The organism is Dyella flava, from assembly GCF_016904955.1.
Lineage (GTDB): Bacteria > Pseudomonadota > Gammaproteobacteria > Xanthomonadales > Rhodanobacteraceae > Dyella_B > Dyella_B flava.
The window spans coordinates 15,237-27,905 of sequence record NZ_JADIKE010000034.1; the positions used below are offsets into that span (position 1 = coordinate 15,237).

General features: G+C 62.4%; 9 protein-coding genes. 6 read left to right on the forward strand and 3 right to left on the reverse strand.

Going from position 1 to position 12,669, the window contains the following annotated elements; genetic code table 11:
• The first annotated feature begins 151 nt into the window (after positions 1-151).
• From ISP19_RS08310 to ISP19_RS08325, 4 genes are all read left to right on the forward strand, one after another.
• On the forward strand, positions 152-1,954 hold the full coding sequence (locus ISP19_RS08310) for an assimilatory sulfite reductase (NADPH) flavoprotein subunit (protein ID WP_204680902.1): 1,803 nt from the start codon (positions 152-154) through the stop codon (positions 1,952-1,954).
• Positions 1,955-1,962: 8 nt separating this feature from the next.
• Positions 1,963-3,660, forward strand: a complete 1,698-nt coding sequence (gene cysI, locus ISP19_RS08315; protein ID WP_204680903.1) for an assimilatory sulfite reductase (NADPH) hemoprotein subunit — start codon at positions 1,963-1,965, stop codon at positions 3,658-3,660.
• A complete protein-coding gene (locus ISP19_RS08320; RefSeq protein ID WP_204680904.1) occupies positions 3,657-4,379 on the forward strand; it encodes a phosphoadenylyl-sulfate reductase in 723 nt (240 codons plus the stop codon). The genes cysI and ISP19_RS08320 overlap by 4 nt, the downstream gene beginning before the upstream one ends.
• Positions 4,380-4,501: 122 nt before the next feature.
• Positions 4,502-6,247, forward strand: coding sequence for a bifunctional sulfate adenylyltransferase/adenylylsulfate kinase (locus ISP19_RS08325; protein WP_204680905.1), 1,746 nt, complete (start codon positions 4,502-4,504; stop codon positions 6,245-6,247).
• A 146-nt stretch (positions 6,248-6,393) separates the two neighbouring features.
• On the opposite strand, the gene ISP19_RS08330 is transcribed toward ISP19_RS08325, so the two are convergent.
• A complete protein-coding gene (locus tag ISP19_RS08330) occupies positions 6,394-7,404 on the reverse strand; it encodes a LysR substrate-binding domain-containing protein (RefSeq protein WP_204680906.1) in 1,011 nt (336 codons plus the stop codon).
• 297 nt (positions 7,405-7,701) lie between these two features.
• Here ISP19_RS08330 and cysG point away from each other — a divergent pair, with 297 nt between their 5' ends.
• Positions 7,702-9,144, forward strand: coding sequence for a siroheme synthase CysG (gene cysG, locus ISP19_RS08335; protein ID WP_204680907.1), 1,443 nt, complete (start codon positions 7,702-7,704; stop codon positions 9,142-9,144).
• 258 nt (positions 9,145-9,402) lie between these two features.
• Entirely contained in the window at positions 9,403-11,310 is a 1,908-nt protein-coding gene (locus ISP19_RS08340; RefSeq protein WP_204680908.1) for an LTA synthase family protein, read from the forward strand.
• A 6-nt stretch (positions 11,311-11,316) separates the two neighbouring features.
• Here ISP19_RS08340 and ISP19_RS08345 read toward each other — a convergent pair whose 3' ends face one another.
• Entirely contained in the window at positions 11,317-11,886 is a 570-nt protein-coding gene (locus ISP19_RS08345) for a hypothetical protein (RefSeq protein WP_204680909.1), read from the reverse strand.
• A 124-nt stretch (positions 11,887-12,010) separates the two neighbouring features.
• Positions 12,011-12,502 (reverse strand): hypothetical protein, encoded by a 492-nt coding sequence (locus tag ISP19_RS08350; RefSeq protein ID WP_204680910.1) that lies wholly within the window; start codon positions 12,500-12,502, stop codon positions 12,011-12,013.
• Positions 12,503-12,669 lie beyond the last annotated feature (167 nt).

The window sequence follows — 12,669 nt, forward strand, 5'->3', positions numbered from 1 at the left end:
CGTCCCAGGATCCATGCTGCCCGGCAGCCGCGATGGGGTGGAAAGGAGGGAATGGCATGCGGATATGCCACCCCATCATTTCTTCGCAAAAAAACGAAGTTCTAACATCGCTGAATCAGATGGACGTCTATACGTCCAGGAATCAAGAACGATGACAGCCGCTACGCTATCGCCACTGCCCGAGGACAAGCAAGCCCTCGCCGCGCGCCTGATCGAGGGACTCGATGTCGCCGCGCTGCACTGGCTCTCCGGTTATGTCGCGGGCATCGCCGCGCAGCGTCAGGCAGGCGGCAAGGCGGCAAGTACTGAAGCGGTTGCATCCGTAACTGAATCGCAGGCGCGGCTGACGGTGCTCTACGGCAGCCAGACGGGCAACGCCAAGCGTCTTGCCGAGGAACTCGGACGCCGCGCGACCGCCGCTGGGCTGGCGGTAAGGGTAGTCCGCGCGGATGCCTACCCGGTCCGCGAGCTCAAGCAGGAGCGGCTGCTCTATATCGTGATCAGTACTCAGGGCGATGCCGAGCCACCGGATGATTCGCGCGCGTTGATCGAATTTCTGGGCAGCGCGCGCGCGCCGAAGCTGGAAAGCCTGCGCTATGCGGTGTTGGGGCTTGGCGACTCCAGCTATCCGCAGTTTTGCGCGATTGGCAGGCAGGTGGACCAACGTCTTGCCGTACTCGGTGGCCAGCGCCTGTTCACAGCTGGCGAGGCCGATGTCGATCTGGAAAGCGTAAGCCAGCCGTGGCTGGAGCAGGCGTTGCAGCAGGCGCGCGAACAGCTGAAGACGGCGACACCGCTAGCCAAGGTGACGCCGCTGCGCACGGCACGCAACGCGCCGGTATGGCATCGCGAGCAGCCGTTTGCCGCGCCGCTGCTGCTCAATCAGCGTATTACCGGCCGCCATAGCGATCGCGATGTCCGGCATCTGGAATTGTCACTGGAAGGCTCCGGACTGCGTTACGCGCCGGGTGATGCGCTAGGCGTGTGGCCCACGCAAGCGCCGGCGCTGGTCGACGCGGTGCTGGGAACCCTGCGGCTCGATGGCGAAACTTCGGTGCAGGTGGCGGGTGAAGCACTCTCGTTGCGTACATGGCTTGGCGAGCGACGCGAGCTGACCCAGTTGACGCGTCCGTTCTTTGCAGCGCACGCCGAACGCAGCGGCGAGATCGCGTTGCGCGAGTGGCTGGCTCCAACCTCGCGCGAGGCGCTGGCCGAGCTGTTTTCGCGCTGGCAATTACTGGATCTGCTACGCCGCCATCCGGCCGACTGGACTGCGGATACTTTGGTCGCCGCCCTGCGTCCGCTCGCGCCGCGCCTGTATTCGATCGCGTCCAGCCAGGCCGTGGTCGGCGAGGAGGTGCACCTTACCGTCAGCCATGTCGACTACGCGATCGATGGCGAAGCGCGCTGGGGCGCCGCCAGCCGCTATCTGGCCGGACGCGCGGAAGGCGAAACGGTGCCGGTGTTTATTGAATCCAACGAACGCTTCCATCTTCCCGCTGATGACAGCCGCGACATCATCATGATCGGTCCGGGCACGGGGGTTGCTCCGTTCCGCGCCTTTGTACAGGAACGTGCTGAGCGTGGTGCCGGCGGGAAAAACTGGCTGCTGTTCGGCAATCCGCATTTCCAGTCGGACTTTCTGTATCAAGTCGAGTGGCAGCAGGCGCTTAAAAGCGGTCAGCTGCACCGGATCGACCTGGCTTTCTCGCGCGATCAAGCGGACAAGATCTACGTGCAACACCGGCTGCGCGAACAGGGCCGGCGGCTTTACGAATGGCTTGAGGGCGGTGCGCACCTGTATGTCTGCGGCGACGCCAGCCGCATGGCCAAGGATGTGCACAAGGCCCTGATCGAGATCGTGGCCGAACATGGCACGCGCACGGCGGAAGACGCCGAAGCATGGCTAAACCTTTTGATCCAGCAGGGCCGCTACGCCCGTGACGTGTATTGAGGCAGGCGATGAGCGATCACACCGTATCCGAATTCGAACGCATCAAGGCGAACAGCCGCTTTTTGCGCGGCACGCTGCAGGAAGGCCTGGCCGATCCCGTCACCGGCGCGATCAGCGACGACGACAACAAGCTGCTGAAGTTTCACGGCAGCTATCAGCAGGATGATCGCGATCAACGCGAGGAACGCCGCAAGCAAAAGCTGGAACCGGCGTACCAGTTCATGGTGCGCGCACGGCTGGCGGGCGGCGTATTGAGTCCGGCGCAATGGCTGGCCTTCGATCATATCGCGCGGACCTGGGCCAATCACACGCTGCGCATCACGACGCGGCAAACCTTTCAATTGCATGGCGTGCTCAAGCGTGACCTGAAGCGCTCGATTGCCGAGATGAACAAGGCGCTGGTCAGCACGATTGCCGCCTGCGGCGATGTGAATCGCAATGTCGTGGCCAGCGCCAATCCGGTCGCAACGCCGGCGCATCGGCTGGCGTATCGCTGGGCGGAGCGTCTATCCGAGCACCTGAAACCGAAGACGCGCGCGTATCACGAAATCTGGCTGGACGAGACCTTGGTGGCCGGCGGCGAGGAGGAAAGCGAACCGCTGTACGGCCCCACCTATCTGCCGCGCAAGTTCAAGATCGGCGTGGCGGTGCCACCTACCAATGATGTCGATGTGTTCGCGCAGGATCTTGGTTTTATCGCGATCATCGAGCATGGTGAATTGCTTGGTTTTAACGTGTCGGTCGGCGGCGGCATGGGCACCACGCATGGCGATCCCAGCACGTATCCGCGTCTGGGCAGCGTGATTGGTTTCGTCGTGCCCGAGCAGTTGCTGCGTACAGCCGAAGGTGTGATCGAAGTGCAGCGCGACCATGGCGATCGCCAGGAGCGTAAACATGCGCGCCTGAAGTACACCATCGATCGCATGGGTCTGCCGGTGTTCAAGGCGGAGCTGGAGCGGCGCATTGGCTTTGAACTGCAGGCGTCGCGCGCTTACCACTTCGATCACAACGGCGACCGCTACGGCTGGACCGAAGGCGATGATGGCCGCTGGCATCTCACGCTGCAGATTGAATCAGGGCGGCTCGCGGATTTGCCGGACCAGCCGCATCTGAGCGGTCTTCGCGCGATTGCCGAGGAGCATCAGGGCGATTTCCGGCTGACCTGCAACCAGAATCTGATCATCGCCAATGTTCCGACCGCGCAGCGTGCGCGCATCGATACGCTGGTCGGCGAATACAAGCTGGATGGTTATCGGCGGCTCAGCGGCATTCGTCGTCACGCGGTCGCATGCGTCGCCCTGCCCACCTGCGGGCTGGCGATGGCTGAAAGCGAACGCTATTTGCCGCAGCTGCTGCCTAAGCTGGAAGCCTTGCTCGGTCGACACGGCTTGCGTGACGAACCAATTCTGTTGCGTCTGTCCGGCTGCCCGAACGGCTGCTCGCGTCCGTATCTGGGCGAGATTGCCTTGATTGGCCGCGCGCTCGGGCGTTATGACCTTCGGCTTGGCGCCGACTTTGCCGGTCAGCGTCTCAACCGCACCGTCCGCGAGAACGTCGACGAGGCAGAGATCCTGCGCGAGCTCGACAGCTTGTTCGCACGTTATGCGACGGAGCGCAACGGGCACGAACGCTTCGGTGATTTTCTGCTGCGCAGTGGCGTATTGCCGGCTGCGCGCCACGCGATCGAGGCCGAGATTTTCGCATGAGCCTGCCCACTCCCGAACTCGCTGCCCGCGATCCGCACGCCTTGGTCAAGCTTGATGCCTGGCTGCTCGCCTTGAGCGCTGAAGAGCGCGTGGACTGGGCCTTGCGCGAACTTCCTGGCGTGCATGTGTTGTCGTCGAGCTTTGGCGCGCAATCTGCCGTGTCGCTGCATCTGTTGACACAACGGTGGCCCACGATTCCGGTGATCGTGGTGGATACCGGTTATCTGTTTGCCGAGACGTATCGCTTCATCGATGAACTGACCGAACGCCTGTCACTCAACCTGCAGGTGGTCCGGCCGAGCTTGTCGCCGGCCTGGCTGGAGGCGCGGCATGGCGAGCTATGGGCGCAGGGCCGCGATGGCCTGGATCAGTACAACCGGCTGGCCAAGGTCGAGCCGATGCAACAGGCGCTGTCCGAGCTTGGCGCCGGCACCTGGTTTGCCGGCCTGCGCCGCCAGCAGTCACTGAGTCGCGCGAACGCTCCGGTGCTGGATCACCGTCACGGCCGCTGGAAAGTGCATCCGATCATCGACTGGACCGACCGCGACATCGGTTTATATCTGCGCCGCCACGACCTGCCCTATCACCCGCTGTGGGACAAGGGTTACGTGTCGATCGGCGATACGCACACCACACGCCGCTGGGAACCCGGCATGCGGGAGGAGGACACCCGGTTCTTTGGCATCAAGCGCGAGTGCGGTTTGCATCTTGATGTGTGACTAGAAGAAGGAGTGAGTGGAGAGGAGTGAGGAGTAAGAGGAAAGGCGCTGTTGCTCTTCTCTTACTTCTCACTCCTCTCCACTCACTCCTAAAAAAGCCCCCGATAAAGCAAGGACAGAACATGAAAGCTGTTGCCGCCGAATTTGCCTCGGCTGAACATGATGTGTTGATTGCGCCGCATGGTGGCGTGTTGCGTGAACTATATCTTCCTGCCTCCGAAGCAGACGCGCTGAAACGGCGTAGTGCTTCGCTACCGCAGTGGACGCTCAATCAGCGTCAGTTGTGCGATCTGGAACTGTTGCTCAACGGTGGGTTTTCGCCGCTGCAAGGTTTTCTGGGGCGCGCGGATTACGATCGCGTCGTGGCGGACATGCGGTTGGCGGATGGCACGTTGTGGCCGATGCCGATCACGCTGGATGTGGATGAGGCGTTTGCGGCGAGTCTTGGCGATGGTGCGCAGATCAGCCTCAACGATGTGCAGGGCACGCCGCTTGCGGTGCTGACGGTGGAGGATGTGTATTTCCCGGATCGTATTGCTGAAGCGAAAGCGGTGTTCGGCACTACCGACCGCACGCATCCGGGCGTGGCTGAATTGCTGGACCGCACCGGCTCGGTTTACCTGGGCGGAAAACTGCAAGGCATTCAGCCTCCGCCGCATTACGACTTCACCACCTTGCGCCATAGCCCAGGCCAGTTGCGCAACTGGTTCCGGCAACATGGCTGGCATCGCATCGTGGCGTTCCAGACGCGCAATCCGATGCATCGTGCGCATCGGGAATTGACTTTGCGCGCGGCCGAACAGGTGGGCGCGAAGCTGCTGATTCAACCCTCGGTGGGACGCACCAAGCCGGGCGACGTGGATCACTACACGCGCGTGCGCTGCTATCGCGCCCTGCTTGAACACTATCCCCGGGACCATGCCGCGCTTTCGCTGCTGCCGCTGGCGATGCGCATGGGCGGTCCGCGCGAAGCGCTGTGGCACGCGATCATCCGCAAGAACTACGGCGCCAGCCATTTCATCGTGGGGCGCGATCACGCGGGGCCGGGCAAGGATGCGGAGGGAAGGCCGTTCTACGATCCGTACGCCGCGCAACATCTGCTTGCCACACATGAAGAAGAGCTCGGCATCCGCATCGTGCCGTTCCCGGCGATGGTGTATGCCGCAAATCGCGATACGTATCTGCCGCAGAACGAGGTGGAAGCTCAGGACGAAGTGCGCGATATCTCCGGCACCGAACTGCGGCGCCGCCTGCATCAGGGTGAAGCGATCCCGGAATGGTTCACCTTTCCCGAGGTGGTGAAGATTCTGCGCGAGCGTCATCCTGCGCAGGCGCAGCAAGGTTTCGTGTTGTTCTTTACCGGCCTGTCCGGCTCGGGCAAATCCACGCTGGCCCAGGCGGTACTCGCGCGCCTGCTGGAAACGGGCAGCCGCCCGGTCACCGTACTGGATGGCGATGAAGTGCGTCGGCACCTCTCAAAAGGCCTGGGTTTTTCGCGCGAGGACCGCAACGCCAACATCACGCGTATCGGCTACGTGGCCAGCGAGGTGGTGCGTCACGGCGGCATCGCCATCTGCGCGCCGATCGCACCCTACGCCGAAGCGCGCACCGAAGCGCGGGACCTGGTGCAGGCGCACGGACGCTTTGTGGAGATCCATGTCGCGACGCCGCTGGAGGTATGCGAAGCGCGTGACCGCAAGGGGCTCTATGCGGCGGCACGCGCCGGCAAGATCAAGGGCTTCACCGGCATCGACGATCCTTACGAGACGCCTGTCGCGCCTGAATTGCGGATCGATACCAGCGAAGTGTCCGTTGCTGAAGCGGCCGATTGGGTTTTCGATTGGCTACGCCAGGAAGAGCTTGCCTGACCGGCCAGGCCGCATCGCTTTGAAGGCGCGGCCAGACGCAACGCGTTGGGGAAGTGCGATCGCACTCTCCGAAGCCGCGCAGCAAAACACGCCAGGACGACAGGCTGCCGCGCCGGGGACGCGGACTCGTAGGGAATGCGCGGCGATCAGGCCGCGCGCGTGGCTGCGCGGCGGGGTGTACCGCGCTGCTGCAACTCGCTCCACAGCGGCGCCTTGGGCCAATTCGCTTCCGCGTGACCGGCCACCACCCGGCGCAGTTCTGCCTCGTCGATCTGCGGTGCAACCAGCCGTGCCAGTTGCGCCACGTAACTGCGCAGCACGTGGTCCCGGCGCAGCACCAGCCAGCTCGTGCAGATCGGAAGCAGACCATCGATATCGAGCGTCACCAGCTCACGGGCATCCGCAGGCCCGATGGCCATTTCAGCCAGGATGCCGACGCCCAGGCCGGCCAGCACGTAGGTCTTGATCAGGTCAGCGTCGCCGGAGGTGCAGGCGATCCGCGGCGAAAGACCACCCGCCGTGAAGGCGCGGCGCAGTGAGGATTCCGGTTGCAGCGAGGATTCGTAGGTGACCAGCGGATGCTCGGCCAAGTCCTGGATCCGCAGCGGCCGCCCCAGCTTGGCCAGCGGGTGGCCATGCGGCACCACCGCGCGCCGGTACCAGCGGAACAGCGGCACCGCGATGCCGCCTTCGGGCGGATTGCCGCTGGTGCTGACGATGACCAGGTCCACCTCGCCGCTTTCGAACAGGCTGATGATGCGGCCCTCGCCCTGCGGACGGATATGCACACCAAGATCGGGATAGTGCTGCTTGAGCTTGGCGATCGCCTCGGGCAGGACAAAACGCGCCTGGGTATGCGTGGTGGCCAGCGACAGTTCGCCGTGGGCCTCCTCGCGCAGGTTGGCGGCCAGTGCCCGGATATTGCGGGCCTCATGCAGGATGCTGCGCGCCCGCTCCAGCACCTGGTTGCCGGCCGGCGTAACCGCATCCAGGCTCTTGCCGCGCCGGGTGAATACCTGGAAGCCCAGCTCGCCCTCCAACTGCTTGAGCTGCTTGCTGATACCCGATTGCGTGGCGTGGACAGTGTCGGCGGCCAGGGTGATGTTAAGGCCGGCGTCGGCGATGGCGACGATATAACGAAGTTGCGTGAGGGTCATGAGATCGGCTCCAGGATGGGTCGCATGCAGGGCTGCGCGTTGCGCATGGCGCAACACATACAGCTCACGCACCACCCTGGACGGCGCTTCATGACGGTCTCCGGACTAGTCTTAATATGACGGGTCGGTCGACCTTAACACAGCGTTATTTGGACGTCTATACATCTATAAGTCCCTCGCAGACCATGTTTTTGGCTATGCCTGGCCGCCATATCGTCGTTCGATGCCGCCATTTCCATCCATTGAATCGCAGTACTAGGGTGGATAAGCGCTCTCTATCTATGCCGGACGTCATGTATGCAGCTCTATCCCTTGTTCGCCGATCTGAATGACCGCCCCGTGCTGGTGGTGGGCGGCGGCGACGTGGCGGCCCGCAAAATCGCCATGCTGCTGCGCGCGGGCGCCAAGGTGACGGTGGGCGCGCCGATGCTGGGACCGGAGTTGCGTGAATGGGTGCAGCAGGCGCGGATTACCTATCGCGCCGGGGCCTATCAATCGGATTGGCAAGACGGGGTTTGGCTGGTTGTCGCAGCCACTCGTTCACGTTCGCTCAATCTGCGCATTGCCGCCGATGGGCATGCGCGACAGCGGCTGGTGAATGTGGTCGACGATCCGGCGCTTTCCAGCTTCCAGGTGCCGGCGGTGATCGATCGCTCACCATTGCTGGTCGCGATCTCCAGCAGCGGTGTTGCACCTGTGCTTGCGCGCCGGTTGCGCGAGCGGATCGAAAGTTTGCTCGATCCCGCACTGGGCTCGCTGCTGCTGCTTGCGCAGCGTTACCGCGCACGCATCCGTGCGCGTTATGCGGATCTGGCTGCGCGCCGCCGCTTTTATGACTGGCTGCACGACGGGCCGGTGAATGCCTTGCTGCGTGCCGCGCAGCCCGTGCATGCAGAGCAGCGGCTCGTATCGGCGTTATCAAGACACGATGAGCCACAGTCGCAAGGATCGGTTGTGCTGGTAGGCGCGGGTCCCGGCGATCCCGGTTTGCTTACGCTGCGCGCATTGCGTGCATTGAACGAAGCGGATGTGATCCTGCATGACGAACTGGTCAATCCGCAGGTTCTTGAGCTTGCGCGTCGCGATGCGTTGAAGATTGCGGTCGGCAAACGCGGCGGCGGCCTGCATACGCCGCAGGATGCGATCCACGCGCTGCTGCTTGAACATGCGCAAGCCGGACAGCGCGTGGTGCGCCTGAAAGGTGGCGACCCGTTTGTGTTCGGACGCGGCGGCGAAGAGCTGGAATTCCTGCGCTCGCATGGCATTGCCTACGAAGTGGTGCCGGGCATTACCGCCGCATTGGCCTGCGCCGCATATAGCGGCGTACCGCTGACCCATCGTGATTACGCGCAATCCGTGCGGCTGGTCACGGCGCATTGCCAGCAGTCGTTGAACACGCTGGACTGGGCCGAGTTGGCGCGTGAGCGGCAAACTTTGGCCTTCTATATGGGCGTGAGCAAGCTCGACGAGATCACGGCGCAACTTTTGGCGCATGGACGCGCCCCCAGTACGCCGTTCGCCCTGATCGAGAATGGATCACTGCCGAACCAGCGCACGCTCAGCGGAATGCTGGGTGATTTGCCGGCGCTGGCCGCCCAGCATGCGATTCATGCTCCGGCCTTGCTTATTCTCGGTGAAGTAGCCGCCCTGGCCGGTGAGTCGCATTGGTATGGCGAGCTGCTGGGCGCTACGTCAACCTACGCCACCCAGCAGCATCCCACGCTGGCCGACGCAGCGTGACCGGCGGCCGCCTGTGACGCTTTGGTCACTCGCAGCGATTCAGCTGGACGCAATGATTGAAGTGCTGGCCGTAAGCCCCTGAAGGGGCGGGCAAAGCCTCGATGTCCGGGCTCACGGGTGTCTTTTTCTTAGGACATTTCCGTTACTTACGTGCGAAATGGCCTGAACCCGCCCCAACCCCGGGCGGCGGGTCCGACAACCGATTAATGTCAATCACGTTACAGTCCACACCCCTGGCACGACAGGTCACTGGACTGCATGCCCCACACCACCCCGACAACCTCAAAGCGCAGCATCGCCACCCGGATCGCCCTGGTGGTGGCGACGACGATTGCGTTCATCCTGCTCACCAGCCTGCTCGACGGCAATGACGGTGTCTCGGCCTCACAGCTGCTCTCCCAGCCCGCCTACCCGCTGGCCAATGCCATTCCTGGCGTCTTGCTCGCCTGGCTGCTGCTGGCATTGACACGCCGCACCTTGCTCTCGTTCGGCCTGGCCTATCTGGCGCAGGCGGTGATGTATGGCGTAAATGCACTGAAAGTGGCCAACCTCGGTACACCGCTGTTGCCGGCGGATTTCCGCATGGCGGGCCAGTTGCAAAAGGGCGGGATTCACGTGCTGGGCAGCTATCTGCCGCATAGCCCGTGGCCTTATCTGGCCACGCTTGGCGGAATCGCCCTGATCGTGGCCATGTGGCGTTTCGAGCCGCCGTTGTTTGCACGCCGCACCAGCGGCAAGCGCATCGTCACCGGCAGCCTGCTTGCCGCGACCCTGGCGACCTTGCTGGTCGGCGTACCCGGCTGGGGCAATCTGTATAACGGCCGTAAGCTTTGGCTGGAGCCATGGTCGGCAGCGGCAACCACCAGTCACTCCGGATTGGTCAGCTCGCTGGTGATGTTTCATCTGCAGGATCGCCGCACCAAGCTGAAGGCCGATCCCTCGGCCGTAAGCAATCTGCTGGCATCCACCGGCGACGCCGTGCGAGCACGCATGCAGAAGCCGGTTGATGGCGGCACGGCGCTGCCTGACATCGTGGTGATACAGAGTGAATCGTTTTTCGATCCGAGCATCATGCACGGTTATGAAAACGCCAATCTCACGCCCAACCTGACGCGCCTGGAAGCGGAGGGCATGAGCGGACCGCTGCATGTACCGACTTTTGGCGGCGGCACGATCCGCACCGAATTCGAAGTGCTGACCGGTCTGTCCCTGCGTTATTTCAGCAATATGCAGTTCCCGTATCTGCAATTGAGCGACAAGGTGGTGCCGAGCATGGTGCGCACCCTGCGTTCGCACGGCTACGAAACGATCGCCATCCACGGCAACGATCCGACCTTCTGGAATCGCAACACCGCTTTCAAGGCGCTGGGCTTTGATCGCTTCGTATCCCAATCCGCTTTTCCGGCCAATGCTGCGATGGACGGCAAGTACATGGCCGATAGCGCGATGACCGACGAGATCCTGGCGCAACTGAAAGATTCCGGGCCGCCGCAATTCCTGTTTGCGATCAGCCTGGAAGCGCACGGCCCGTACGACGTCACGCCGAAGGATGTCGCCGCGCGCGACGCTATTCCGGTGCCGGCCGCGGTCGATGCGAAAGACAGAGTCGAAGTACAGAACTACCTCTATCACATGCAGCACGCCGACCAGCAACTCGGCCGGCTCGCCGAACTGCTGGCCAAGCGTAGCCGTCCAACCTTGCTGCTGTTCTATGGCGATCATCTACCCGGCTTGAACGGCGCTTATCACGCGACCGGCTTCGTCAACGGCCAGGACATGCTTGGCCAGGCTGGAACCTGGTTGCTGGTCGATCCGCGCAATCCGGGCCAGGCGCAGCGCGTCGACATGGCCTCATGGATGTTGCCCGGACTGCTGCTTGAGCGCGCTGGCATTCACGACGATGCCTACTACGCACTGACCCAGGTGCTTGCTCCTTCGCTAGCCACGCTGACGCGCGCACCGGGCGCGGCACCGGTGCTTGAGGACGCACAGCAGAAGCAGTTTGATAGCGAAATGGCCAGCGTGGCGGTACTGCGCATGAAGGGCAAACTGGACAAGCTGCTACCGGCAAATCTGCTGCCTGCCAGCACGACCGTGGCAAAGCAGGACGATAACGAAGACCAGGGCGGTATGGCAGCTTCGGCAGCGATGGGAATACATCGCTGATCGTATTTATTTATTTCTTGGCAGCCAGGCTGCGAACTTAACCGGATGCAACACATCCGCGTCGATGACCTTGCGCGACCCAGGTTTCAAGGCATCGCCATTCGGATCATCATTCTGCACCCAGCTTTCGACAATTTCCTTGTGGAATAGCCAGGTGTGTTGCCTGGCGTCATAGTGAAAGGTGATGTAGTCGGTCCAGTGATCGCCACACGCCACACTGTTCTGCACCGTGAAGTAGCGGTTCTTGATAACCAGTCCATCTTCGCCATCGTCGAAAGGATCGCACTGGCCGCCTTCGTCAGCGCGCATCACGACGTGATCATTGCGTGCGGCCAGCGTGAAGCTGTTGTCGGGATTCTGGACGTAGATCAGCAAGGGGCGTGGTGACGGGTTATCGCTGGTGTCGTTGGTGTGATGGATCACCACCAGGTAATCGGTGTGGCCCTCGTCATGAAGCTGACCGGCCGCATACGTCATCACCTCGTAGCCTTTGGGTATCTTGCTGACAATGCCAGATGGCAGCTCTGCGGCGCGAAGCGGAAGCGCCAGCAACGCCAGTACCAGCGTGCATTTCATCTTCGTCCTCATTAAAAGCCCTTTGACAGCGACATGGCCGGCGTTGCGACGCTGCACACGCGGGCAAGCCTGATGAGTTGCCGCCAACGAATTTACGCAGTTCCGGCTTGCCATCGGAAGCCTGCTAGCGAAGCGGTTGTGCCGGAATATTCAACCGCGCCATCCACCAGATCCAGAACAGCACGAAGAATGGCCCCAGCGCAGCGAATATCTTTATCGCTGTTTCCGACAACGGCGCACGACGACTGCCTAGGTTGGCGTTGTAGAGCTGGAAGGCTTGCACCTTGCGCGCCCCGCCGGCAAACCATACCCAACCGGCATAGACCAGCGTCAAAACAAAGATCGTACCGAGCCAAAGGATCACATACGGATTGCGATCCGCCGGACGCAGAAACGCGAACACGGACGGAACCCCGCCGCCAAGAATGCCCCAACCCATGATCAGCCACGGAAGGCACGAGAGGATGGCAAACCATTGGGCGCAAGCCTCGCCCGATTGCTTTTCCGTTGGACTCAAATCGGTCAGCGCGCGGATGCGACGGCGCATGGCCAGATACTTCGCCAGCGCCACGGCAATGCAGATTGCCCAAAAATACCGGGACATTAGGTCGAACATGACACCCCCTGTGGCGGTCTGCGCTGGCATCGACGGCGCAAGCGTCCATCGCAGAACGATGCCGATCGTCTCGCTGATGAACTTTCTCATCATCACGCTCGGCTACGCAATGCACTGGACGCATGCTCGGCGCGCAAAAGAAAACCCCGCTTGCGCGGGGTTTTCTT

Excerpts from the sequence above, each read along its gene's own strand:
- ISP19_RS08330 (WP_204680906.1), bottom strand. The coding sequence starts at position 7,404 with ATGACCCTCACGCAACTTCGTTATATCGTCGCCATCGCCGACGCCGGC.
- ISP19_RS08310 (WP_204680902.1), top strand. The coding sequence starts at position 152 with ATGACAGCCGCTACGCTATCGCCACTGCCCGAGGACAAGCAAGCCCTC.
- ISP19_RS08340 (WP_204680908.1), top strand. The coding sequence starts at position 9,403 with ATGCCCCACACCACCCCGACAACCTCAAAGCGCAGCATCGCCACCCGG.
- ISP19_RS08320 (WP_204680904.1), top strand. The coding sequence starts at position 3,657 with ATGAGCCTGCCCACTCCCGAACTCGCTGCCCGCGATCCGCACGCCTTG.
- ISP19_RS08345 (WP_204680909.1), bottom strand. The coding sequence starts at position 11,886 with ATGAAATGCACGCTGGTACTGGCGTTGCTGGCGCTTCCGCTTCGCGCC.
- ISP19_RS08325 (WP_204680905.1), top strand. The coding sequence starts at position 4,502 with ATGAAAGCTGTTGCCGCCGAATTTGCCTCGGCTGAACATGATGTGTTG.
- cysG (WP_204680907.1), top strand. The coding sequence starts at position 7,702 with ATGCAGCTCTATCCCTTGTTCGCCGATCTGAATGACCGCCCCGTGCTG.
- ISP19_RS08350 (WP_204680910.1), bottom strand. The coding sequence starts at position 12,502 with ATGTTCGACCTAATGTCCCGGTATTTTTGGGCAATCTGCATTGCCGTG.
- cysI (WP_204680903.1), top strand. The coding sequence starts at position 1,963 with ATGAGCGATCACACCGTATCCGAATTCGAACGCATCAAGGCGAACAGC.